Origin of the sequence: Cytobacillus praedii (assembly GCF_001439605.1) — a bacterium.
GTDB classification, from domain to species: domain Bacteria; phylum Bacillota; class Bacilli; order Bacillales; family Cytobacillaceae; genus Cytobacillus; species Cytobacillus praedii.
The window spans coordinates 23,321-47,625 of sequence record NZ_LMBX01000032.1 but is presented as its reverse complement, the minus strand read 5'-3'; the positions used below and the strand labels follow the sequence as shown (position 1 = coordinate 47,625).

The window sequence follows — 24,305 nt, the reverse complement described above, 5'->3', positions numbered from 1 at the left end:
AAAAGTTCTAGACTGCCAAATCTATTATTCATATCTATGAATAGTAACGCCTTTCACTACACGGTTAACCGTTCCAGTTGGTGAAGGTGTGTCAGGGGTATTTCCTACTTTAATAGAAGCCAAAAGTGAGATCGTTTGCCCCACCATCACATATGGCAATGCCAAGTATGCATCTGGAATCGATTGGCCATTCTCATTAAATGCGAAAGTGTGCCCATCATAATTCGTCTTGCCCTTCACTTCAATGGCACAGATATAGTTGGCAATTTCATCATGCTTTAATTCATTTAACATATCTAAGTCATATTGACGTGTATATGGATGATTTGAAACGAAAACAAAGGCTGCTGCTTTTTCATTGACAAAAGACTTAGGACCATGACGAAATCCTAGCGGCGAATCATATGCGGTAACAACTTTTCCAGCTGTTAGTTCTAAAATTTTTAATTGTGCTTCTTTTGCTAAACCTTCTAAGCTGCCGGCACCGAGGTAAATAATTCGGTCAAAATCACGATCAATCATATGCTGTATGTCCTGTTCTCTATGAATAACACTTTCACCCATTTGACGAATGGATTGAACTATCTCCGTTTTTTCTTCCCATGCTAACGTATCAAAGACAAGCAGCGCTGATAATGTCATGCATGTGTAACTTCCAGTCATGGCAAACCCTTGGTCATTCGCTCTTTCGGGCATAAGCAATAATAGATTATTTTCATCCCCTTTTGCTCTAAGAGCCAATTCTCCGCCACTTGCACAGGTAATTGTTAATTGATAAAGATTGGTTACAAGTTGTTTAGCTAATTCCACTGTTGCTACACTTTCAGGACTATTCCCGCTTCGTGCAAATGAAACAAGCAAGGTCGGAAAATCATCTTTAAAGAATTCATATGGATTGGACACTAAAGTTGTTGTTGGAATACTCAATAATTCCCATTTATGCTCATCCACTTTCGCTTTTAAGTAGGGGGTAACCGTATCACCAACATACGCAGAAGTCCCAGCACCAGTGAAAATGACACGAATTCTTTCATGTTTATCTAATATGTTCTTCAAGAATGCTTGAACTTCTTCCCTCTTCTGCTCATATAATGCAAATGTTTCATCCCATAATTCAGGCTGCTGCTTGATTTCTTCAGTAGTAATGAATGCACCTAAAGATGTTAATTTTTCTTTACTAAGCGTAAACATTTCCGACACTCCTCTTTATATATCTTCGAATACCCGTAATCCCGCACCTATAACGCCATTATTATGTGTTAGCGTACTAATGCTCATCATGTCTAAAAGATGCTGTTGTTCGGGAAGCTGATAGATTTTCAATTTTTCTTTAACTAAATCAAGTAAAAAGGGATTATTCACAATTACACTGCCGCCAAAGACCATGCGATGCGGATCTAGTAAGCTAGAAATGGAATAGAGTCCTTGGGCCAAGTGATTAGCCATTTCTCCAATAATTGATTGAAATTCCTCTGATCCATTTATATATCCACTAAAGACATCTTTTGTTGGAATGCCAGCAATTTTCTGAATGCCAGGACCGGCAGAGATTGTTTCCAGCCGTTCATTCCCCATCTTCGACAGAACTGGAATGAGCCCCAGTTCCCCAGCAAAACCAGCTCCTCTGATAAAGTCCCCATGATGAATAATCGAACAGGCAATGCCTGTACTGATCGTCACATAAACAAATGTTTCATTTGTCCTTCCTTGTCCAGTTTTCCATTCAGCAAAAGCTGCCATATAGACATCGTTATCCAAGGTAATTGACTTTATGCCAAAATGCTTCTGAAGCCTTGCAGTAAGCGGAAACTGCTGCCAGGGCAGATTGTTTTGAAAAATAGCAATGCCGTTCTCGCGATCCACTTTTCCAGGTACCCCAACGCCGATGCCTGCCAAGTCAGAAAGTGATGTCCCTTTAAGAGCCTGTTCTGCAGCTATAGCTACTTGTTTAAACATGCGTTCACGGTCAGCAGGTTCACTTTCCACCTCTACACGACGCAGCAGTTCACCTGATTCTGAAACAATTCCTGCAGCAATCTTTGTCCCTCCTATATCAATACCGAGAGCCCTTTTCATCTTTTCACCCCTAAAAACTAAGACGTCTTCTACATTGGGAACACTTATTACACCGAACCTCAACTTATGCACAAATTTTTGCTTTTTACCTGACATTTAAAGTTGGGTTGTTGGTACAAGTTATACTTAATAAAAACTCATAGTCAGTATACTATGAGTCTTTTTTAATTTCTTTCACTATGAAACCACTAAAAGAAAGTCAGTCTTCAAAAATATTACAATGTAATTTTATAATACTACTACTTGTTGGGTCAACCCGACACAGCAAAATATTTATCTGCTTACTTTCCTCCCGTGACAGCAATCCCTTCAATAAATTGCTTTTGCAAGATGATAAATAAGATAAGCATTGGGAGTATCGCTAAAAAGGAGCCTGCCATTAGGATCGGATAGTTGGTTAAGTATTGTCCCTGAAGCGATGATAATCCGACAGAAAGAGTCATTGATTCTGGTGAACTATTCACAATCATTGGCCACATCAATTCATTCCAGCTCCAAAGAGTAGTGAAAATCCCTAAAGCAACCAAACCTGGCTTCGCTAGCGGTAGCATAATCTTCCAATAAATCTGGAAATGGTTGCAGCCATCAAGTCTTGCAGCCTCTTCCAGTTCTTTTGGAAGTCCCATAAAGAATTGTCTTAGCAGGAATGTACCAAATGCACTAAACAAACCAGGAACGATAACCGCTTGCAATGTATTCAGCCATCCAAGTTTAACCATGATCATATATTGAGGCAGTAAAAATACTTGTCCTGGCACCATTAATACTGCTAACGCTAATAAGAATAAGAAGTTTCTGCCCGGAAATTCAATCCGAGCGAAGGCATAGGCGGCTAGCGAGCATAAGAATACTTGTCCTACTGTCCGTACAATCGTAATAATAAGCGTGTTTAACATAAACTTGAAAAACGGCAGCAATTCAAAAATTTCTTTATAGTTCCCCCATTGAAATTTCTCCGGAAAAATAACAGGTGGAACATGAATAGATTCTGCGTACGTCTTTAATGAGGTTAAGATCATCCATAAAAAGGGTACAACCATTGCGATAGATCCTACTATTAGGATGAAATGAATTAAAAATGTCTTACTTGTTACAAGCTGTCTCGCTCTTTCCAATGGTTCTCCCTCCCTCAATCATAATGAACCCATTTTTTCTGTAAGACAAATTGTATAGCTGTGATAATCAGAATAACGACTAATAAAAGAACAGCAATGGCAGCTGCATAGCCCTTATCGTTCAATACAAACGCATGCTGATAGAATAAATAAACAATCGATTGTGTATTTTCCAATGCGGTACTGCTCTTCCCAATCATCATAAAAATCAAATCAAATACTTGAAAAGCACCAATTAATGACATGATACTCACAAAGAAAATGACTGGGGAGAGAAGTGGCAATGTAATTTTAAAAAATACCCGAATGGGGCCAGCTCCATCCATTTCCGCTGCCTCATAATATGTTTTCGGAATTCCCTGTAATCCAGAAAGAAAAATAACCATGTTATATCCAATTCCACTCCAGATTGCTACTGCAATAAGTGAATATAATGCAATCTTAGGATCGCTTACCCATTGCGGGCCCTTGATTCCAATTAATGATAAAAGATAGTTTAGCAGTCCATAATCAGAGTTATAAAGCCATTTCCACACCATGGCGATGGCAGCCGGCATCGTAATCACTGGCAAGAAATATAAGGTTCGATAAATAGATTTGCCTTTAATTTTCTGATTCAGTAGCACCGCTATTAGAATAGATAAGAAAATGCCAATTGGAACAGTAAAAATAATATAAATCCCCGTATTCTTAAACGACTTAATAAGGTTTGTATCCTCAATCATTCGCTTATAATTATCTAAGCCTGTCCACTCATACTGACCAAAAGCCCCCCATTCAGTAAAACTATAATAAAAGGTTTGGAGAATCGGCCATAAATAAAAGATCATCAATCCAAGCATCGTGGGGGCGATCATCAGATAGGCCCAAAAATAATCTGATCGTTTCCTAGTATTTGCTAAGTTAGACATCTTCACCTTTGTATTCGCTTTCACTTCTACTTGTTGAGGAATTCCTTTCACTGTATTCCCTCCTTTTAAGGAAAGTGAAGAGAAGAATTAGTTTCTTCTCTTCATTTCTTTATTCATTAGCTAGTGCCTCATTTGCCTTTTTCGTTAGCTCTTCCACCGCTTCTTCCACACTTACTTCCTCACTCCAGGCTTTCTTAAGCACATCAATTTCATATTGCCAAATCTCCCCTGTGCTTTTCACACTAGGCAAAGGAAAAGAATAATCGATTCCATCAATAAAGGCTTGAAGATTTATCGTTGGAACAGCTTGTATCCAAGCATCTTGTGTACCATTGTATGCAGGAATAACTGTTCCAGTTTTAGCAAATACCTCTGCTGCCTCTTTAGAGCCTAGAAATTGAACAAACTTCCATGCGGCATCCTTATGTTTTGTATTTGCAGCAATAACATTAGCTAGTCCATGAATAGCAACTGCACGCTGCTTTCCCTTAGGAACAACTGCCACATCTACATCAGGATTCTTTTTATACTCAGGGACCATCCATGGGCCATCAAACATCATCGCAATTTTGCCAGATGAGAATAATTCAGAAGCTGCCGTTTCTGTCATCTGCGCTTGAGTTGGTGATAAACCCTCCTCTATGAAACTAACATTGTACTTAAGTGCTTCTATCGCCTCGGGCTGATCAAATCCGACAGATTTCCCATCCTCAGAAATAACATATCCCTCGTTTTGCCAGATGAAATCATAATAGCCTCCTTGGTTTCCCATTAAAGCTGCATAACCCCAAATTCCTTTGTCTTTATTTGTTAATTTTTTTGCTACCTCTTTTAACTTATCCCAATCCCATGTTTCATCAGGGTATGGCACGCCAGCTTCATCAAAAATCTTTTTGTTATACCATAAGCCTGTTGTATCCAAGTCTTTTGGAATCCCGTAAATGTCTTCATTCACTGTATAAAGTTTAATTAATGATTCAGGGTAATTATCTAGGCTATAATTATCTTTTTGGGCAAGATCTGTAAGCGGAAGGATTACTTTTCCATCAGCATATTGATTCACATGAGCCCCATTCATCCACATGACATCAGGCAATGCAGAGCCTGTTGCAGCTGTTTCTAGCTTTTGGAAATATTGACCGTAAGGAGTAATCTCTGTTTTCACTTTAATGTCAGGATTTTTTTCGTTGAACAATTTGATAATTTCATCAATGGCAGGGACTTGTTTCTTATCCCAAAATCCATATGTAATTTCGACCTTCCCATCACTAGATGCAGCATCATCCTTGCTGCACCCAGCTAACACGATGAATCCAATAATTACAGTTACAAACATCAATAGCCACTTTTTCATCTTTTCCCCTTCTTTCATTTGTAGTTTAATAGACTCATAAATTGAGTTCTTCAAAACATTTACACATTATGGATGGAGCTCAATTGACATAACTTGTGGAATCAGCTGCTAAACTAGCATAATAATCGTCAATATTAATGGACTGTCCTTGTTTTAATCTTGACTCTTCAGCTGCAAATGCCATTAAATGGCTTCTTACTGAAGCGGATGCTGAAGAAACATCGCCCTCCTTGCTTCCATTTCGAACTTCTCTTAAGAAAGTTCTCATAATGCCATTATCACCACCTCCATGTCCGCCAATTGGATTGTCAAATTTGATGATTGTTTCATGTTTAGTGAGAAAATCAAAAATGGATAGTTTGTTTTCCTCCATATTTCCGCGGATTTCGCCTTTTGTTCCCATGATTTGAACAATCCGCGTCTGCTCTCTTGTGAATCCGCACATGCTGAATGTAGCTGTTGCTCCACCCTCGAATTCCATGTTGACAACTTGATGATCGACCACATTATTATCTGAGCGGTACACACATTTTCCGTATGGTGTTTCATTTAATGCTTTAATAATTCCTTCATTTGTATAATCCTCCGTAAATTTCTTTGCCCACCCTTTTCCTTCACCAAGATAATATCTGCCAGCATGATAAGGGCATTCATGTTCAACTGGACAGCCATCTAAGCATCTCTTCGGTGCTCCAATTGGTGCATTCTCTTCCCTAAAATGCATAAGGGAGCCATAAGAACTTACACGCTTGCATTCCTTGCCAATTACAAAAGAAATAATATCCATATCATGACAGGACTTTTGCAAAATCATCGGACTTGATTTTTCTTTATTATTCCAATTGCCTCGTACAAAGCTATGAGACATATGCATCACTTCTACATTTTCATTAAGCTGAAGGGATACTACCTCCCCGATTTCTCCTGATGAAATCACTTTTTTTATCGTTGCCCAAAATTCTGTATACCTCAAAACATGGCATATTGTAAGCTTGCGATTATATTTTTTCGCTGCTTGTTCCATTGCAATGCACTCCAGAGGGTCTGGCGACATTGGCTTTTCCAGCAGCACATGATACCCCTGTTCTAGCGCTTTCATCGTTGGCTTAAAGTGATTGCGGTCAAGTGTACAAATAATCGCAATATCTGCAACTTTTCTTTCTTGATTGAATACTTCTTCCCAAGATTCAAAACAAAATTCTTTGGAAATATTATGTGTTTGCTGTAATTTAGTTCTTCTTTCCATATTAGGCTCTGCAACCCCGATGATTTTTAGTTCATTTGGGTAATTCTGCGCGAATGGCGCATACGCTCTTACACCTCTATCACCAGCTCCGATGATAATTGCTGTTAATGGTTTCATATTAAGATCTCCTCACCTTCATTTTCCTGATGTTTTCCTCTTTTTAGCCAAACGTTTTCCAACAGCTTTTAAAAAAAGAACCATTTAGGTTCGTTTTATGTTAGATGACTCCCGAAGGACTAATTCAAAAGGCAATATCATTTTTATAGGAAGAGTAATTTTCCCTTCCACCATTTCCATTATTGTTTTCGCTGCCATTCTTCCCATTTCATATTTTGGGATATCAACCGTTGACAGCTGTGGAGATGAATAGTTGCTCATTTCAATATTATCAACACCGAAGAAAGCGATATCATCTGGAATTCTAAGTTCATTCTCTCTAGCTGCCCTCATCGCAGCGATCGCCATTAAGTCACTTGCACATACCATAGCTGTTGGCAAATGCAGTGGCTGTTCTTTAATCAAAGTCCCCATTTTCTCATAGCTATTTTCCATTTTCCACTTTGTATGTATAATCCATTCGGGTCGAATGGCAAGGCCAGCCTCTTCCATGCCCTGTTGAAAGCCTTTGAAACGGTGTTCAGCATAAAGACCTTCCAGCGTTTCATTCATTCCTCCACCAATAAAGCCAATTTCTTTATGACCTTGCTTTACTAAATACTGTACAGCCATTTTGACTGCTGCCTCACGATCATAATCTACGGTCGCAATATTTTTATCCGTGTAAAAAAAGTCTAATCCTACTAGAGGAATCGTTTGTTGAATATATTCGATAATACTGCAATCAATCTGATCGATAAGAAGCAGTCCTTCAATTCCCAGCTCATGAATGGTCTTTAGAAGCAGTGTCTCATTTTCAAGCTCATCCTTAGTAATACTAACCAAGCTGTAATCATTTTTGGCTAAGGCATCACGAATACCTGTATAAATCGTTGCAAAATAAGGGTTCATTTCCGCCTGTATTGGGTTGGCTACCCAGCCTATTTTCATTGTCCGTATGCTGCTTTTCTCTTTCTTGTTAGCAACTAAATTTCTCGCATGCTTATTTGGTACATACCCTAGCTCCTTAACAGCTTCCCAAATTTTTGCTTTTGTTTCCTGATTAACATTTCGAGTCTGATCATTTTGAATGACTCTCGAAACAGTAGAGATAGAAACACCTACATGTTCCGCTATATCCTTTAATCTTGTCACTGATAAAACACCTCTTAAATTATGTACTGATGATCCTTCTTTACTAGGATACCAAATTTTCATCCCTTATAAGAAAGATCTTTTGAATATTGTAAATTTATTAAGAGCTGTTCTATTTCCATGCATCCTATGAATCTATTGCCCGAATAGAGGTTGGGTTGTAGGTACAACACAAGCGAAAAAATAGCCTCATATTTTCTGTTTTCTAAGATGGGGCATTATAATGTTAACAGAAAATTATAAGTAATATAAATATAAACTTCTCACTCTTAACCTGTCAACCCAACAACTAAAAAAATAATCTGATATTTTTTTCACCTTTACAATAACCCCTATTTTCCAGGACATTTTTAAAGCAAGAATAAAAAATACTCATAGCCAAAACGCTATGAGCAATCATTTATGTTAATTCTGTGTAAAAGCGGCATCGGTCGCCTCGTACAATGGAAAGACAAAATTCAACAGGTGTTCCATTCCTATCATAGGCAGTTCGTTCAAGCAATAGGGCTGGACTGCCCACCTCTGTCTGAAGATACTCACTTTCTTCCGGACGTATCAAAACAGGTTCAAACGCCTCTTTTGCCCTCGTTACTACAATATTGAATTGTTGTGCAAATAAATCATATAAGGAAATTTCCCCAACATTTTTCAGTTGGTCGATCGTAGAAACCACGCTTTTCGGAATGAAAGATGATTCCAAAATATACGGCTCATTATTTGCGCAGCGAAGACGTTTCATTTCTATCACATAATCGTTTTTTTCCAGCATCAGCGCTTCTCTTATTTTTGCCGTTGGTTTCGTTTCCTCTATTTTTAGAATGATATCCTTTGGGTTCATCCCTTTTTCTTTTAAAACTTTGCTAAAACTATAAAATCCCATTAATGACTGCTGCAATTTTGGCTTTGCCACAAAGGTTCCTTTTCCTTGAACACGATAAAGGATGCCTTCTTGCACTAGCTCTTCAATCGCTTTCTTTGCCGTATTCCGGCTTACACTAAATTGATCCATCAGCTGATTCTCTGAGGGGATTTTATCCCCATGTGTCCAATGCCCCTTCTGAATCGCACCCTTTAATCTCTCCATTAATTGGTGATAAAGCGGGATGACACTATCATATTGCAATGGTTCCATTATCACATGCCTACCTTCCAACCATTTCTTCTAACAAATTATATCATTGACACTTATCGTGTCAACCCAACAAGTAAAAGAAATGCGGAAGCACCTCTGTCATCGCCGTACAAACTGGAAGGGCCGGTTCTTTCGATAAAGGAGACACAATGAGCGATAGTGAATTGATGACGACTTATCGTAGGGAGGGGACCTGAAGTTTGGTAGGCGGTAGGTGCTGCAGCTAGACAATCCGAAATGCAGAAGCGGTTTGCCCAGGGGCGACAAGCATAAGTCGAATCGGCAGGTAGGCTGCACTTTAGCCTTCTTGACGAGTTGGCTTATGACCTCCAGCCCCTAGCCGCCGAAGCTAGACATCACGAAATGCGGAAGCGCCTCGATCATCGTCGTACAAACTGGAAGGACCGCGACTGAGATAAAGGAAACACGGTGAGCAAGAGCGAACCGATGTCGACTTATCGCAGGGAGGGGACCTGAAGTTTGGTTGGCGATAGGCGCTGTAGCTAGACATCACGAAATGCAGAGGCGGCTTGCCCAGGGGCGACAAGCATAAGACGAGCTGGATGGAAGGTTGTTCTTTAACCTTCTAGCCAGATTGGCTTATGACCTCGAGCCCCTAGCCGCCGAAGCTAGACAATTCTCAAACTCCTAAGTTATAAATTCTGAAACTCTTAAAAAAAATAAAACTTTATTGAAGTGTTAAATCACCTCAATAAAGTTTTACCCTCTTTAAATATATTTTCGATTGTAATCATAGAGCAGTGCTAAAAGGCCAGTTAATCCTATTAACATCATTCCCAGCTCGAGCTTTCCTGCTGTCTTTTGACCAATAACTATCAGTGTAAGACAGCTAATAAAAACTACTATTTTTATTATGACTAAAGCATTAGCCTTCATTTGAAAAACTCTCCCATCTGATTTCACTCGGGGCTAATATTACTTCCTTCTTATTGCCTTGCTCGTCATACACAAACGTTGTTTGTTCCTTCATCGTATTATTGACAATAGCCATTTTCTGAATGGATGGATAGACATGGATCTCACAATACATATTGCTTACATGCCATTTTTCGAATTCTTTCTCTTTATGTGCTGCATAATATAACGCTCTCATCAATAGACGCGTATTTTCTTCACTATATGGCAAGCCTGCCATATAGATCGCTCTTCCTTCTCCAAAAGGATGACTGGAAAGATGAACTTCTCCATTTGAGTACTCAATTATTTCGGTTTCCTCTGTTAATGCATACACATTTTTCATTCCCTCACCGAAATCGAATACGGTGCTTTCAGCTGAAATAAAGTGGTTTTCAACAGGAGTGACAAAATATTTATCTGTTGATAAACTGAATCCTCGTTCTTTATCAACGCCTAAGACACTCGCCAATTGGAAATAATGCCCTTCATGCTGATACGCAGTTGGCTCTCCGATCCCAATAAAGCCGCCGCCATTATAGATCCAAGCTTTAATGGTTGTGACTACCTTTTCATTAATCCAATGAGCCCCTCCTGAAAAAGCCGTATCCGCATCGCCGGCATTTATAATCACATCAATATCATCAGGTATTCCATCATTGATGATATCATCAAAACTTATGAATGTAACCTCCACTGCAGCTCCGCTCAAAGACTCCAATACACCTAAATAGGAATATATTTGTTTATACCATAAAGCATGGGCGACCATATGCGTCTGCCACGTTCGGAGCTTGCCCCATGAATTCAGAATGGCGACTTTAAGACCGCAGTATGGTTTAACTCCTTTGATTGTGTCATATATTTCACGGAATTCATCTGTCACTTTTTCAATATAGGTAACAAATTCAGGGAATTGATAAGCTAGGCTCAAATACCCGCCGTAGCCGATACGGTCCACAGGGTTCCGCAGAATCGCTCTTCGGGCTGTCAGCCAGTTTTCATTTGCTTCAATCACTGGGTTATTCCCTTCATAAAAGGTGTCTGGGAAGAAATATGGCAAGAAGCGTCCTTCCGTATAACGGACATGTGGAATATCAGCTATCATTCGTAATGTAGCACCACCACCCACACTGCCAACGACTGCATCTAAGCCGATATTTTCAAAATATTCCCCATACGGCTCTGTCCCTATCCAGTTATCGCCTAGGAACATCATCGCTTCTTTGCCGCTATCATGAACAATATCCACAAGTTTCTTTGCTTCTTCAGCAACAAACTTTTGGACAAAATCCATAAAATCTAAAAAGGCTGGTGTTGGAATTCGGAATGAAGTGTTGTAATATCCTTGGTCAACAATGTCTTCAGGTCTTAAACGATAGCCTTTTTCCTTTTCAAAAGCTTCCATGGCTGCAACTGAAACACTAGCCCCATACCCAAACCAATCAACAAATTTTTCTTTGCCAAGATTATTAAACACCAGAGTAAAGTGATAAAAAAAGGTGGTAAATCGAACAACATCTGTTTCCGGGTTTTCAGTCAGCCATTGTTTTAAGTAGGTTTGCATAAATTCATTGGAATGCGGCTGCCTAACATCGAAGGGGATATCATGCTCCTTCTCTCCCCAATTGTTTGTGATATGATTGTACATTTGGGTAGGGTCCCAAATCGCAAATACCAGAAAGGATACCGTGTATTCATGCCAAGGAATCGCCTTCGTAATAATGACCCGATTCATCTCTTCATTGACTTCCCAATCCTTCACATCAACGACATTTCCGGTTGTCCGGTCAATAATCTCCCAATACTTCTTAGGATCATGGAGATAATCTGGCTGCAATTGTTCTTCAAAATAACCTTTCATAAAATCAATTTCCAGTTGTTCTGCAGTTGCTGTATGAAATAAGCTCATCAAATAAAGCTGCTGGCATTCATCCATATGGTTCTTAGCAAACTCATTTTGTCCCCGTGCAACAAAATAAGTCGTATAGATCTTCGCATTTAATTGTTTAATAGCTGAATCCAGCTTGGTTCCATCACTATCACGAATCGCATCTGCTCCCCAGCGCTCCATCAATTCCTTTGTTTCCTTTAAAAAGTTTTCTTCACTTGGCAGGGTTACCCGTCCTTTATTCTTATTCATATAAATCCTCCTAGTCCTTTAAACCACCAAGGGTCATTCCTTGTGTCAATTTTTTTTGAACAATGATATATAGAATCAAGGTTGGCAGCATAACGAGAACCATTCCCGCATACATTTGCCCGTAATTGGCAGCTGATTTTTGAGCTGCCATTAAATTCATTAACCCAACAGGCAAGGTCTTATTTGGACCCGGTATCAAAGTTAATGCAATGATGTATTCATTCCAAAAGGCAAGGAAGTTAAATAAAATAATGGCAATAATGCTTGGCCGTGCCATTGGAAGCATGATCTTAATCATTGTCTTGAAATAACCCGCTCCATCGACAAATGCTGCCTCTTCATATGTGGATGGAAGTGATTGGAAATAACTAGATAGCAAGTAAATCGTAAATGGCAAAGCTGTTGCTGCATAAACGACAGCAAGGACAAATAAATTATCCAACAAGAAACTATCACCAAATTGGCTGCGGAAGAAAGTATCCCCATCCAATAGCATTAAAAAAATCGGAACAACGATATAGTTCACATTGATAAAAAGACCTGCTTTGAACAATGAATTCATGAATCGGCTGCATTTAAAGGTGTATCTTGCTAATACGTAAGCTGCTGGCAAAGCGACAATCAATAAGATCATTAGTGCCAAAGCAGTCACTAAAATAGAATTAAACATATACGTCCCCATGTTTGCCTTTTGCAGCGCATCGATGAAGTTTTGAAAGTAGAAGCCTTTGGGCATAGCCCATGGGCTTCCGTAGAATTCCGCATTTTCCTTCACTGAGGCTAAGAAAACCCATGCAACAGGGATAATGATTGAAATGGCTAATGTAATCAAGGCGACGTAGATAAACAAACGATATATTGTTTCCGCGCTCATGCCTTTTTGTTTTTTCATGTTCATCCCCCTTAATACTCAAGCACTTCCCGTTTGGTAACATAGCTAATAACGGCTGATAATACGAATGAAAATAGGAAAATAACCACGCCGATCGCCATCCCATACCCATAAGAAGAATTCGTATATGCCTGTTTATACATATAGCTTAAAAATACTTCTGTCGATCCATCAGGTCCGCCGCCTGTCATCGCTTGGACGAGCAGAAAGCTTAAATTAATCGTACTGATAATGAAAAAAGTTAATGTCGTTCGAATATTATTCCAAATGAGCGGCAGCGTAATGCTGAAAAACTGTCTTATACGGCCTGCCCCTTCTAATGATGCTGCTTCATAAAAGCTTTCTGGAATGCTAGCTATACTAGACATATACATGACCATATAATAGCCAATCGCTTGCCAAACAAGCGCGCCTCCAATGCTGTAAATCGCTATCTTTTGATCACCAAGCCACATTTTTTGAAGATTTTCAAGGTTAAATAAGGCAAGCATATTATTCAGCAGCCCAGTGGTTGGATCGTATACTGCAGAGAAGATCCCTGCAATAACTACAACTGATAAAATATTGGGAATGTAGAAAATTACTCTGAAGAAACTATTTCCTTTTAAGTTTTCCCTCGTTAATAGAGTAGCGAACAAGATTGCTAGTACCATAGTGATGAGTGTGACGATAACAATTAAAACAATACTGTTTTGGAGAGAACGAATAAAGTTCATATCATTCCATAAAATTTTGAAGTTATTCAGACCGACAAATACTTTCTCGTTCGAAAATCCGCCCCATTTGTATAAGGACATCCTAAATACTTCGATTGTCGGCACAATCATAAAGATGGCAAACAATAGCAATGCAGGTGCTGTACAAGCAAAGATAAAAATTCTTTTTTCTATTGTTTTACTCATTCCCATCACCCCTAATAAGAAAAGCGCAAGCTTCTTGATCATCGCCATACAAACGCAGAAGGGCTTCAACTGAGATAAAGGAAACACGGTGAGTGAGCGAACCGATGTTACTTATCGCAGGGAGGAGACCTGAAGTTTGATAGGCGATAGGCCGCTTGTGCTAGACAATTTCCTTTTTCCTAGAGTTACTCACAACATTCGATTTTATAAATTCATAGACTGCTAATAAACAAAACGGTGAGCAAGGAGACTCACCGTTATACGAAGTGTAAACTATAATGCTAGTTATTTTAATGCATCACGCATTTGGTCACTTACTTTTTCAACGGCTTCTTGCCAATCTTTTACCTTCTTATCTCCAGAAACAATACTGTTAATCGTTCCAAATAATGTATCTGCCATGCTTACACCTTCAACCGCTTCTGTTGCTGCAAATCCGCCCATTCCTGCTTTTGCACCCGAATCATAAATGCTATAGAATAGTTTATTGTCGCCAGTCAGTTTGTCAGAAATTCCGTCGATTGGCTGAATCGCACCAGCTTCAGCAAAAATGCCCGCTGCTTCATCTGAATACACATAGGTCATGAATTCTTTAGCTGCCTCTTTATTTTTTGCTGCAGCAGGAATCCACATTTGTTCAAAGAATGTAAAAGCGTATTGGTCGCCACTTTCTTCAAGAGCTGGTAGAGCAGTCATTCCCCATTCAAAGCCGTCTGCTCTTGGGGCTTCTCCCATTTCGCCAACTACCCACGTCCCATTCGGCATAAATAGTGCTTTGTTATCGAGAATCATTTGCTGGTTTTTCGTGAAGTCTTTATCATTTGCATTTGCCACCGTTGTTGGTTCTGTATATTCCGCTAATTTTCCAATTGTTTCAAACACCAACTCTGCTTCGGGCGATTCCCATATTCCATCTTCATATGTCATTGCTTTATTATAGAAATCAGGTCCGCCAGCTTCTAATAATAGTGAATACACGAAAGCATCGAAGTAACCTGTAGTAGGATAGGTGAATAAAGAAATTCCCTCTGCTTTTGCTTGATCACCTAATGCCCACATTTCATCCCAAGTCTTTGGCAATTCCCAGCCTTTTTCTTTTAACAATCCAGCATTGTAGAACAATCCTGTTGGACTGTAGAACATTGGGGATAAGTACATTTTTCCATCATTATAGGGGTTTGTTGCTAGGGTATCAGTAAAGCCCGGTACTAACTTATCCTTAACCTTCATCTCCTCACCATAAACATTCATATCCAAAACATCGGTAATATCCTCTAAGGCCTGGTCTTTAATTAATGTTTCTGTCAATGCGAGCTTTCTTCCAGTCGCTAATAAAACAATATCCGGATAATTTCCCGCTTTCATATTGGGACTGATCACTTCTTCAAGATTTTTATCTACTGTTAATTCCACATCAATATCTGGATTAGCCGTTTCATAGGCATCGATTACCTTTGTCCACATATCCTTCCCATAGGCTGATTCAAGTGCGGCAACATGTAAGGTTTGTTTTTTACTAGAGTCTTTTTCACTGCCAGAATCGTCAGTCTTTGTCGTTTCATTGCTCTGACAAGCTACTAAACTAATAGATATTAATACTGTCATTCCAGCTAGCCAAAACTTCTTTTTGCCCTTCATCCAAATCCCCCTCCAACTTTTCCCTTAATAGGTAAAGTATACGAAAGATAAAAGCGCTTTCACAATAAACATCTTGTTCAGTTTTTTAGGTATCTTGCTTTCCATTGTAATAATCTACTAATATCCTTATAATATGAATTAAAAATTCTTTAGAGGGAGGGAATCGCTTGTCTAATGAGATATATGCTGTACCGCAATTGCGAAGAAGCCATCTTTCGGTAAAGCTTCTTTATGTAACCAAATCAAAATATGATAAAGATTGGCATAGTACGAACCATACGCATCATTTTACAGAGCTATTGTATATTACTCAGGGCAAAGGAACTTTTATATTTTCCAATGAAGAAATCCCCGTTAAAGAGCATGATTTAATTATTATCAATCCGAATGTCGAACACACAGAAAAATCTTGTGCCGATCACCCGCTCGAATATATTGCATTAGGCATTCAAGGACTAGCCTTCTCATCTCCAGATCATCCCGGACAGGTTTCTTTTTACAATTACAAAATGGAACAGAAGGTCTATCTCTTTTATCTCCAGCAATTGATTGAAGAAGTGGAGAATCAAAAGGAAGATTATGAATTGGTCATACAAGATATTTTAGAAGTTTTGCTGCTGAAAATGATGAGAAAAAAAGCCTTCAACTTAGAGAAAACCTCCACTCAAAAAATTAATAAGGATATCGCATTTATCAAAAACTATATTAAGCAGCATTTTCGCGAAAATATCAATCTAGATACTTTAGCAAAAGCCAGCCATATTAATAAATACTATTTGGCTCATTCCTTCAAAAAGATTGTGGGTATTTCTCCCATTGAATACTTAATTCAAACCCGTATCAGAGAAAGCAAAATTTTACTGGAAACAACTAATTATCCGATTTCCAATATTTCAACCATAACCGGCTTTTCGTCCCAATCCTTCTTTGCACAGTCCTTTAAACGTGAGACGAATCTATCTCCTTCACAATATAGAAAGTCGAAAAACACGAAGAAAAATAAAACGAGAATTATAAGACATTAAAAAAAATTAGTCCATAAAAAAATAGACCCTTGCTTACTTTTGTAAACAAGGGTCATTGCATTAATATAATTGAGTTTGGTGCCATTTCCAAGCATCGGAAATGATTTGTTCTAAATTCCGTTCTGCCTTCCATCCAAGCTCGGAAAAGATCTTTTGTGAAGAGGCGACAAGTCTTGCTGGATCCCCCGCACGGCGATCAGCCATTTCGACCGTTGCTTTTAGCCCTGTTACCTTTTCACATGTCTCAATCACTTCTTTAACAGAAAAACCATGCCCATTGCCAAGATTATAAACTTCTGCTGATTTTTCCTTTGATAACAAGGCTTTGAGTGCAAGAATATGGGCACGAGCTAAATCATTCACATGAATATAATCACGAATGCACGTGCCATCTGGCGTTTCATAATCTGAACCAAAAACAGAAACTTTATCCCGATGTCCTGCTAGCTGCTGAAGGATGATTGGAATTAAATGTGTCTCAGGATTGTGGCTCTCGCCAATCTGAGCAGATTCATGCGCACCTGCTGCATTAAAGTAACGCAAAATGACATAATGTAATTCGTAAGCCGCTTTAAAATCTGCTAGAATCTGTTCAATCGCTAATTTAGAATGTCCATAAGGATTAATCGGAGATGTCTCTGTTTTTTCGTCAATCATTTCAGCAGCAGGAATGCCATAAACTGCTGCCGTTGATGAGAAAATAAAGTTTTTCACATGATTATTCATCATTACTTTTAACAGTCTTAATGTAGAAGCCACATTATTTTCATAGTATTTGAGCGGATCTATTACGGATTCGCCAACTAGACTATAAGCTGCAAAGTGCATAACAGCCTTGATTGGGTAGCTTTTGAAGATCATTTGCAGCACTTCTTCGTTTCCAAGATCGCCTTCAACAAAGATGGCACGGGAATCCACCGCTTCTCGATGCCCAGTTGATAGATTATCAAGAACAATGACCTCTTCGTTTTCTACCAGTTCCTTAACTAGATGACTGCCTATATAGCCAGCCCCGCCTACAACAAGAATCAAGTTTATCTCTCCTCAGCTGCAATTTCTACAATCGATTGATCATCAATCGATCCTTGGATTTTGTTTCTTCATCTATTTCGCTGGGCGAATACGATTGTCCGTTTCAACATCAAAGAAGTGAGCCTTGTTCATGTCTAATGCTAAAGTGATCATTTGCCCTGTTTTTACTTCCGTACGAGAATCAATACGAGCAATAAATTGCTGATCTTCTACTTGGGAATATAGCATGGTTTCTGCACCCATTAATTCAGCCACTTCAATTTTCACATCAATTTTTGAACCTTGAGAAGAATCAATGAAAATCGGCTCATCATGAATGTCCTCTGGACGAATCCCCATCATTATTTCTTTGTTAACATACCCTTGGTCACGTAAATATTGCATTTTCCCTTCTGGTATAGCGATTGAAACGTTCCCAATATTAATTTTCCCATTTGAAAGCGTTCCTTTAAAGAAGTTCATCGCTGGTGAACCAATAAAGCCGCCAACAAAAGCATTTTCAGGTGTCTCATAAACTTCTTTAGGAGTTCCCACCTGTTGAATAATACCATCTTTCATTACAACAAGCCTAGATGCCATTGTCATCGCCTCTGTTTGATCATGCGTAACATATATGGTTGTTGTTTGTAAACGATGATGAAGCTTTGTAATCTCAGCTCGCATTTGTACTCTCAGCTTTGCATCTAAATTTGATAATGGCTCATCCATTAAAAAGACCTTTGCATCACGGACTATGGCACGTCCTAATGCAACCCGCTGACGCTGACCGCCAGATAGAGCTTTTGGTTTACGGTTTAAATACTCTTCAAGACCCAGTATACGTGCAGCTTCCGTTACACGGCTATTGATTTCGGCCTTGGGAAACTTACGAAGCTTTAATCCAAAAGCCATATTATCATAAACCGTCATATGAGGGTAAAGAGCATAGTTCTGAAAAACCATAGCAATATCCCGATCCTTTGGCGGAACATCATTCATGCGCATCCCATTAATGAGAAGTTCCCCTTCGGAAATTTCCTCTAAGCCTGCAATCATACGTAAAGTTGTCGATTTACCGCATCCTGAGGGTCCAACAAAAACAATAAATTCCTTATCCTCTATATCCAGATTAAAGTCTTTTACTGCTGTTACCTTATTATCATACTTTTTATAAATTTGCTGCAGTTTTAATTCAGCCATTTTTCTCCCCCTCTTTTTAGTTGTATAGTTTTCGATATTATTAGTTTAATAATCATTAATAGAGTATGTAAATATGCAAACTGCACGAAATATTCAGAATTATTATTAGGCACCGTGTACAATCAAGGAATTTTTCTTTTTTATTAATAGGATTGCCAGCATGACAAAGGCAGCATTTGAAAACGTACGAATATCAATTCCTGTTTTTTCAATAAACTTATCCAATCGGTATTGAAGACTGTTTCGGTGAATATATAGCTTTTTTGCCGTTAAAGAAGCATTTAAATTATTTCGAAAAAACACTTGAAGGGTGTGGAGCATTTCTTGTTCCTGTACACTCTCTAGCAAATAATCCGATAAAATGCATGGATTTGCCAATGAAGGTGATTCAATAAGCAATAATGGAAAACCTTCATAAAAAGTTATTACTTTTTCCTGATGAACGCCCTGATGCATGATCTCAATACATTGCCCTTCGTAAGAAACCTTTTCTTTCAATGTCAGATCAAATTTATGTAATTGACCGATATACCCGTGAATTTCAACAAAAAAATCACTAGTCAATGTATCAATTAATTCATTACATTCCTTTTTAGTAAAAGCACCCTGAGGATGCTGATCAATAATAACTCCATGTGTATGGCTCTGCCAAAATAAAATGGGCTGACCAAATCCTCCGATAATTGCTTCTTCAAAGCTATTAGGATCTTCTAGCGGAGTTTTAAGGTAAAAATAAAATAAGCGCACCGTCTCTCCCACACTAGAAACGGGAAGAACATTGGAATGCTCATATAAAAATTCATGCCATTCTTGCTTTAAACGAGAGGTATATTTTCTATCTGAATAAAAATCAATAGAGGTAAATAAATGGTTTAATAGGTTGAGTTCATCTTCCGTAAGTTCAGTTTTACGAATTCCAAATGTATGACCATCATCCGTTTGAAACCAATAGCTATCTTTATCATCTTGGTTAAATGGTTCTGTATAGGCTGTTTGAAAATACCTTTTTAGTTTTTCAAGCATGTTATCCCTACTTTATATATAGTATTTAATTCTATTTTATAATAAAAATAGAAAAAGCAGGAGATTCAAGTCTCCTGCTTTTCCAATATTAATCATCGTATTCCACATTTAATACATCCCCAGTGATTGCATCAAGCTCAAGATCCACTTTTCCTTTGTTTGTCTTCAGCTCAAACTCGTAAATCATTCTGCCATCATCTTCATCTTTGTCCATTTCTGTTACTTTGCCATTCACTGTTTTTTCTGCAATTTCGATGGCTTTCTCAGATGAGAGGAGATTCTTGTTTGATGTATTTAATTTCTCATCAAAATTGTCATCATCCCAGTCATCATCCATATCCATTTGTTCTTTCACTTTTAGGACATCACCGCTGTATGCATCAATATGAATATCATAATCCATATTTCCATTTTCAATATCCACATCAAAATAACGCTGTCCAAATCGATTTTCTAGCTCTACGCTTTCAACCCTGCCTTCTGCTTTTGTTAACGCTATTTTTTCTGCCTCCTGAGCAGTAATCATTTTCCCTTCATTAACCACTGGCTCTTTTTTAGCTGCACTTACTGCAACCGTTCCACCTACAAGTAATGCTGCCGCAATTCCGCTTATTAATAGTTTATTTTTCATCATTTATTTCCTCCTTTATTTTCCTCTTTCTTTGCTACATCTACAATATACCCCGCAAATATTAGAGGAAAAGGAAAGAAAGATTAGAATTTGATGAGAAATGCTTAATCATCAAATGATATCGAGAGTACCTTTCCTGTGCTAGCATGGATTTCAACAACGGCTTCCCTGTCATCAGCCGTCTCTATTTCAACAAGGTAGTACATTAGATCATCTGATGTTTCTAAATCAATATCATCTACAATCCCATCCACTTCTTTTAAAGCGATTTCCTTCGCAGCAGACTCCGATAATATTACCTTTGTGCCAGATCCCGCTTCGCCTAATTCCTGCTGATTCTCCTGATCTGGTTGCCCCTCCTCAAAAGGCTCCTGCTCTTGTTCCTCCTTCTTGCTGCCAATTTTTGAGAAGGAAAGCACTTCCCCATTGAAAGCATTTAATTTTATTTCATAGATTATCTGATTTCTATCCATTTCTATCACATATTTGTCATCTTTCTGCTCAATGTTCGTAATTTCACCTTTGTATCTTTTTTCAACTAGATCCTTTGCTTCATTCCGTGACAAAGATTCAGCCGAGGTGGTCACTCTCCCCCATTGCTGAAACCCTATAAACAGCAGTGCAAGTAGCAGCACACTGCCTCCAATCCAGAGCCATAGCTTTTTTCTCATTATTACACCTCACTTTATCTCTTTATTTTCTTACATAAAAATGAGATTTTGCTGAGAAATCGCCTTATTATTTAAGAACATTCGCCGAAAAGCAGGTCCTGCAAAGGCGAAGATAGATACGCCTTTGCACATATCCGCTCATCGCAGCCATCCCCTGCAGCTAGTGCGACCTTTAATGCCAAAAATATTTAACTCGCAAATATACTTTCAACTGAAAACTTATCCATTCTTAACGTGCAAATAAAGTGTAACTGTCGTCCCGATGCCCTCTTTGCTTTCAATGCCTATCCTGATGCCTAGCACCTCTCCAAGCTCCTTAGCGAGTGAAAGCCCTAAACCTGATCCTCCGCTTTTCCTATTTCTGGCCTTATCCACTCGATAAAAACGATCAAACACCTTTGGCAATTCATCCTCTTGAATACCGATGCCCTGGTCGCTGATTTGAATAAAAACTTGATGATCCTTTTCCCCTGTTAATACAGTAATCGCCTTATCACTATATTTCCTCGCATTATCAAGAAAGATATATAGGAGCTGCTTGAGCTTCTGTTCATCTGTTTTAACCTCAAGTGACCCCTGGATTTCGGTATTGTAAATAATTTTCCGGTTATAAGCACTTTGAAAGGCATGAAGTGTCTTCTTTAAGAATTCGTTTAAGTTCACTTGTGATAGATGCAGATTCCATTGCTCATTATGTTTTGCCAGCAAAAGCAGCTGCTCCGTCAATTCTCTCATTCGAATCGCTTCAGAATGAATGGCTTCAATCGATTCTCCAAAAAGCTCAGGCTCCTGAAGTCCTCTTCGTTTTAACAGGCTTGCATAACTTTCAATGACCGTTAGTGGCGTTTTCAGCTCATGTGACGCATTGGAAACAAATTGCTTTTGCTTTTCAAAGTTTGTTTCCAGCAAGTCAATCATATGATTAAACGTTTCACCCATTTCATGAAGCTCATCCTTTGACCTCATATCTAGAGAAAGCCGTTTAAATTGGCCGCTTTGCCTAATTTCAATCATTGTTTTTATCATGGACGTAACAGGCTTAATTAATAAATTACTTAGAACACGGCTTGAAATAAATACAGGTATAAGCGCTAACAGAGTAACCGTTATCAGGACAATACGAAGGATTTTTAAATTTCCGATTGCCGTTTCTATGCTTTTTGTGATTTGCAAATTTGCTATATCCCCGTTCGGCAGAATAATTGGCATAGAAGCAAAGGCATATGTGCGATGATTGAACCTCTTCCTTTCACTCACTTCTCCTGAGAAGTAACTGACCTTTAGCTTGCTTAAGTCCTTTTCTGATGGAGAGACAGTCGAGTTCACTGTTAGTGCAGGATTCACGATTCTTATCATGCCATCAATTGGAACATAGGCACGCAAGAATTCCCTTTCCTGAGCCATATTTGTTGATTGATTAAATATTTCTGCTATTTTTCCTGTTTCTTCTTTAACTGCCTTCGTTTCACTTTCAAGAATTAAATTGCTGAATAGAACATATATAGAAAGATTCATTACCAGTAATAAAAATGAAAACAGAACGGCTGTATACAAATTAATCTTATTGCGCAGCTTCATTTTGCTTCCTTTAGCACATATCCAACCCCGCGAATGGTATGAATAAGTGTTGGTTTATTTATGGCATCTATCTTTTTCCTAACGTAGCGAATGTAGACATCCACTACATTTGTATCACCTAAAAAGTCATAGCCCCACACTGCTTCGATTATTTGATCACGATTTAACACTTGGCGCTTGTTATGCATGAAATATACGAGCAGATCAAATTCCCTTGGAGTTAACTCAATGGCGTCTTCCCCTCGAACCACCTCTCTTGTTTTTTCATTTAATTTTAAATCAGCTAAGGTCAGCCAATCGGTTTCATCTTCTATTTGTTCTTTCCTTTTAAATCTTAGGGCAGCACGTACTCTCGCCAGCAGCTCCTCAATTTGGAATGGTTTTGTAATATAATCATTCGCCCCAAGATCAAGTCCAGATACCTTATCCTCTACTGAGCTTTTTGCTGTCAGTAAAAGGACTGGTGTATGCGAATCATGCGCCCGGATACGCCTAAGCAGCTCAATCCCGCTTAACCCTGGAAGCATGACATCTAATAAAATTAAATCCCAATCTTGTTTCCTGCATAACGCCAGCGCATCTAATCCATCCATTGCCTTTGTCACCGTATATCCTTCATATTCCAATTCAATTTCCAATAGTCTCGCGATTTTCTCCTCATCTTCAACGACTAAAATAGACTCATTTGGCAACTTGATCTCTCCTTCTCTAACGTCCAATCATGTTAAAACAAGAGTAGCAGAAATCTTAGGGAAATTCATTATTTACAATGGTTATTACACAAAAAAAGGAGTAGAGAGGCTTCAGCCTCTCTTCTCCTCAACCGTTAAACGAAGTGTTCTATTATTATCAGGACTATGGGTGACTTTCACAATTATGGTAACCGGCTTCCCGTTTTCATTTACTTGGAATGTAAATGAATCTATTACATCAGCAGCAGATACTTTTTGCCTGCCTGTATATTGGTACTCGACTACTTCCTCACCAGGGAAATCTTCTTTCACAACGGCTGTTGCAATTCTACCGTATTTTTCATAATCAGGTTTTTCGCTAGCTGCAGCTGATATAGTCCATGCACACATAAAAAAGCTAATAATTATAAAAACAAACAAAAACTTTTTCATTCTATCCCTCCGATTGCAATTGTAATTACCCCTATTTTTCACGACTTTTCTAATATTATGCATGCAAACATTATTCAAGGTAAAACTTGAAAACCCCATTAAATCAACATGTCCAACATTTACAGTGCAAGTTCCTCCTGAAGAACCGCAAACTATAATCAACTCCTGAAAGAGGAGGAAAGGACAAATGAATAAGCTTGATTATGACCGTGCTCTATTCTACACCCATCGATCCGAATGGGATAATTTATTAATTTTGATGGTAAGAACGGAGGACCAATTTCTTTCAAAAAAAATTGAGCATTTCCTGCATGCTTATCATTTTGAAAAGGATTACTCCATTCTTGAAAAACATTTATATTCTTTACTCAGATACATCGACCATGCGAATGAATTTAAAGAAACTGACATGCTTGAAACGATTTCCATTCTTCCTTGAGCATCAAAAAGAATTCCACCAATAAAAA

General features: G+C 38.5%; 23 protein-coding genes. 2 read left to right on the top strand and 21 right to left on the bottom strand.

Annotated elements, in window-relative coordinates:
• Positions 1-24 precede the first annotated feature (24 nt).
• From agaS to ASU02_RS22680, 13 genes are all read right to left on the bottom strand, one after another.
• Positions 25-1,191 carry an SIS domain-containing protein gene (gene agaS, locus ASU02_RS22735; protein WP_057767713.1) on the bottom strand — a complete coding sequence of 389 codons (1,167 nt, stop codon included), beginning with the start codon at positions 1,189-1,191 and terminating at the stop codon, positions 25-27.
• A 15-nt stretch (positions 1,192-1,206) separates the two neighbouring features.
• On the bottom strand, positions 1,207-2,076 hold the full coding sequence (locus ASU02_RS22730; protein WP_057767712.1) for an ROK family protein: 870 nt from the start codon (positions 2,074-2,076) through the stop codon (positions 1,207-1,209).
• A 281-nt stretch (positions 2,077-2,357) separates the two neighbouring features.
• Positions 2,358-3,116, bottom strand: coding sequence for a carbohydrate ABC transporter permease (locus ASU02_RS22725; protein WP_082631910.1), 759 nt, complete (start codon positions 3,114-3,116; stop codon positions 2,358-2,360).
• An 89-nt stretch (positions 3,117-3,205) separates the two neighbouring features.
• Positions 3,206-4,102 (bottom strand): carbohydrate ABC transporter permease, encoded by an 897-nt coding sequence (locus tag ASU02_RS22720; protein WP_057767720.1) that lies wholly within the window; start codon positions 4,100-4,102, stop codon positions 3,206-3,208.
• Positions 4,103-4,211: 109 nt separating this feature from the next.
• Positions 4,212-5,456 carry an ABC transporter substrate-binding protein gene (locus ASU02_RS22715; RefSeq protein WP_057767710.1) on the bottom strand — a complete coding sequence of 415 codons (1,245 nt, stop codon included), beginning with the start codon at positions 5,454-5,456 and terminating at the stop codon, positions 4,212-4,214.
• A gap of 79 nt (positions 5,457-5,535) precedes the next feature.
• Positions 5,536-6,819: a Gfo/Idh/MocA family protein gene (locus ASU02_RS22710; protein WP_057767709.1), complete on the bottom strand. Its 1,284-nt coding sequence runs from the start codon at positions 6,817-6,819 to the stop codon at positions 5,536-5,538.
• A gap of 84 nt (positions 6,820-6,903) precedes the next feature.
• Positions 6,904-7,953: a LacI family DNA-binding transcriptional regulator gene (locus ASU02_RS22705; RefSeq protein WP_057767708.1), complete on the bottom strand. Its 1,050-nt coding sequence runs from the start codon at positions 7,951-7,953 to the stop codon at positions 6,904-6,906.
• A 400-nt stretch (positions 7,954-8,353) separates the two neighbouring features.
• On the bottom strand, positions 8,354-9,085 hold the full coding sequence (locus ASU02_RS27280) for a GntR family transcriptional regulator (RefSeq protein WP_057767707.1): 732 nt from the start codon (positions 9,083-9,085) through the stop codon (positions 8,354-8,356).
• A 729-nt stretch (positions 9,086-9,814) separates the two neighbouring features.
• Positions 9,815-9,982, bottom strand: coding sequence for a DUF6903 family protein (locus ASU02_RS26750; protein WP_165571510.1), 168 nt, complete (start codon positions 9,980-9,982; stop codon positions 9,815-9,817).
• Complete coding sequence (gene gnpA, locus ASU02_RS22695) at positions 9,972-12,143, bottom strand: 1,3-beta-galactosyl-N-acetylhexosamine phosphorylase (protein ID WP_057767706.1); 2,172 nt, start codon at positions 12,141-12,143, stop codon at positions 9,972-9,974. The genes ASU02_RS26750 and gnpA overlap by 11 nt, the downstream gene beginning before the upstream one ends.
• A gap of 10 nt (positions 12,144-12,153) precedes the next feature.
• Positions 12,154-13,035 carry a carbohydrate ABC transporter permease gene (locus ASU02_RS22690; protein ID WP_057767705.1) on the bottom strand — a complete coding sequence of 294 codons (882 nt, stop codon included), beginning with the start codon at positions 13,033-13,035 and terminating at the stop codon, positions 12,154-12,156.
• 11 nt (positions 13,036-13,046) lie between these two features.
• A complete protein-coding gene (locus ASU02_RS22685) occupies positions 13,047-13,937 on the bottom strand; it encodes a carbohydrate ABC transporter permease (RefSeq protein WP_057767704.1) in 891 nt (296 codons plus the stop codon).
• Between the two features lie 285 nt (positions 13,938-14,222).
• Positions 14,223-15,575, bottom strand: coding sequence for a carbohydrate ABC transporter substrate-binding protein (locus tag ASU02_RS22680; RefSeq protein WP_057767703.1), 1,353 nt, complete (start codon positions 15,573-15,575; stop codon positions 14,223-14,225).
• 167 nt (positions 15,576-15,742) lie between these two features.
• Here ASU02_RS22680 and ASU02_RS22675 point away from each other — a divergent pair, with 167 nt between their 5' ends.
• Positions 15,743-16,600, top strand: a complete 858-nt coding sequence (locus ASU02_RS22675) for an AraC family transcriptional regulator (RefSeq protein WP_057767702.1) — start codon at positions 15,743-15,745, stop codon at positions 16,598-16,600.
• A gap of 60 nt (positions 16,601-16,660) precedes the next feature.
• Here ASU02_RS22675 and galE read toward each other — a convergent pair whose 3' ends face one another.
• From galE to ASU02_RS22635, 8 genes are all read right to left on the bottom strand, one after another.
• Positions 16,661-17,632, bottom strand: a complete 972-nt coding sequence (gene galE / locus ASU02_RS22670; protein ID WP_057767701.1) for a UDP-glucose 4-epimerase GalE — start codon at positions 17,630-17,632, stop codon at positions 16,661-16,663.
• Positions 17,633-17,704: 72 nt separating this feature from the next.
• Complete coding sequence (locus ASU02_RS22665) at positions 17,705-18,811, bottom strand: ABC transporter ATP-binding protein (RefSeq protein WP_057767700.1); 1,107 nt, start codon at positions 18,809-18,811, stop codon at positions 17,705-17,707.
• Between the two features lie 105 nt (positions 18,812-18,916).
• Positions 18,917-19,834 (bottom strand): PucR family transcriptional regulator, encoded by a 918-nt coding sequence (locus ASU02_RS22660; RefSeq protein WP_057767699.1) that lies wholly within the window; start codon positions 19,832-19,834, stop codon positions 18,917-18,919.
• 88 nt (positions 19,835-19,922) lie between these two features.
• Positions 19,923-20,468: a PepSY domain-containing protein gene (locus ASU02_RS22655; RefSeq protein WP_057767698.1), complete on the bottom strand. Its 546-nt coding sequence runs from the start codon at positions 20,466-20,468 to the stop codon at positions 19,923-19,925.
• Positions 20,469-20,569: 101 nt separating this feature from the next.
• Positions 20,570-21,136 (bottom strand): PepSY domain-containing protein, encoded by a 567-nt coding sequence (locus tag ASU02_RS22650; protein ID WP_057767697.1) that lies wholly within the window; start codon positions 21,134-21,136, stop codon positions 20,570-20,572.
• Positions 21,137-21,355: 219 nt separating this feature from the next.
• Positions 21,356-22,714 carry a sensor histidine kinase gene (locus tag ASU02_RS22645; protein ID WP_057767696.1) on the bottom strand — a complete coding sequence of 453 codons (1,359 nt, stop codon included), beginning with the start codon at positions 22,712-22,714 and terminating at the stop codon, positions 21,356-21,358.
• Complete coding sequence (locus ASU02_RS22640) at positions 22,711-23,406, bottom strand: response regulator transcription factor (RefSeq protein WP_057767695.1); 696 nt, start codon at positions 23,404-23,406, stop codon at positions 22,711-22,713. The genes ASU02_RS22645 and ASU02_RS22640 overlap by 4 nt, the downstream gene beginning before the upstream one ends.
• A 111-nt stretch (positions 23,407-23,517) precedes the next feature.
• Entirely contained in the window at positions 23,518-23,838 is a 321-nt protein-coding gene (locus ASU02_RS22635; RefSeq protein ID WP_057767694.1) for a DUF3889 domain-containing protein, read from the bottom strand.
• Between the two features lie 187 nt (positions 23,839-24,025).
• Here ASU02_RS22635 and ASU02_RS22630 point away from each other — a divergent pair, with 187 nt between their 5' ends.
• Positions 24,026-24,277 carry a YhdB family protein gene (locus ASU02_RS22630; protein ID WP_057767693.1) on the top strand — a complete coding sequence of 84 codons (252 nt, stop codon included), beginning with the start codon at positions 24,026-24,028 and terminating at the stop codon, positions 24,275-24,277.
• The last annotated feature ends 28 nt before the right edge of the window (positions 24,278-24,305 follow it).

Coding starts and splice junctions, on each gene's coding strand:
- agaS (WP_057767713.1), bottom strand. CDS start 1,191: ATGTTTACGCTTAGTAAAGAAAAATTAACATCTTTAGGTGCATTCATT.
- ASU02_RS22730 (WP_057767712.1), bottom strand. CDS start 2,076: ATGAAAAGGGCTCTCGGTATTGATATAGGAGGGACAAAGATTGCTGCA.
- ASU02_RS22725 (WP_082631910.1), bottom strand. CDS start 3,116: ATGGTTGTACCCTTTTTATGGATGATCTTAACCTCATTAAAGACGTAC.
- ASU02_RS22720 (WP_057767720.1), bottom strand. CDS start 4,102: ATGTCTAACTTAGCAAATACTAGGAAACGATCAGATTATTTTTGGGCC.
- ASU02_RS22715 (WP_057767710.1), bottom strand. CDS start 5,456: ATGAAAAAGTGGCTATTGATGTTTGTAACTGTAATTATTGGATTCATC.
- ASU02_RS22710 (WP_057767709.1), bottom strand. CDS start 6,819: ATGAAACCATTAACAGCAATTATCATCGGAGCTGGTGATAGAGGTGTA.
- ASU02_RS27280 (WP_057767707.1), bottom strand. CDS start 9,085: ATGGAACCATTGCAATATGATAGTGTCATCCCGCTTTATCACCAATTA.
- ASU02_RS26750 (WP_165571510.1), bottom strand. CDS start 9,982: ATGAAGGCTAATGCTTTAGTCATAATAAAAATAGTAGTTTTTATTAGC.
- gnpA (WP_057767706.1), bottom strand. CDS start 12,143: ATGAATAAGAATAAAGGACGGGTAACCCTGCCAAGTGAAGAAAACTTT.
- ASU02_RS22690 (WP_057767705.1), bottom strand. CDS start 13,035: ATGAAAAAACAAAAAGGCATGAGCGCGGAAACAATATATCGTTTGTTT.
- ASU02_RS22685 (WP_057767704.1), bottom strand. CDS start 13,937: ATGAGTAAAACAATAGAAAAAAGAATTTTTATCTTTGCTTGTACAGCA.
- ASU02_RS22680 (WP_057767703.1), bottom strand. CDS start 15,575: ATGAAGGGCAAAAAGAAGTTTTGGCTAGCTGGAATGACAGTATTAATA.
- ASU02_RS22665 (WP_057767700.1), bottom strand. CDS start 18,811: ATGGCTGAATTAAAACTGCAGCAAATTTATAAAAAGTATGATAATAAG.
- ASU02_RS22660 (WP_057767699.1), bottom strand. CDS start 19,834: ATGCTTGAAAAACTAAAAAGGTATTTTCAAACAGCCTATACAGAACCA.
- ASU02_RS22655 (WP_057767698.1), bottom strand. CDS start 20,468: ATGATGAAAAATAAACTATTAATAAGCGGAATTGCGGCAGCATTACTT.
- ASU02_RS22650 (WP_057767697.1), bottom strand. CDS start 21,136: ATGAGAAAAAAGCTATGGCTCTGGATTGGAGGCAGTGTGCTGCTACTT.
- ASU02_RS22645 (WP_057767696.1), bottom strand. CDS start 22,714: ATGAAGCTGCGCAATAAGATTAATTTGTATACAGCCGTTCTGTTTTCA.
- ASU02_RS22635 (WP_057767694.1), bottom strand. CDS start 23,838: ATGAAAAAGTTTTTGTTTGTTTTTATAATTATTAGCTTTTTTATGTGT.
- ASU02_RS22630 (WP_057767693.1), top strand. CDS start 24,026: ATGAATAAGCTTGATTATGACCGTGCTCTATTCTACACCCATCGATCC.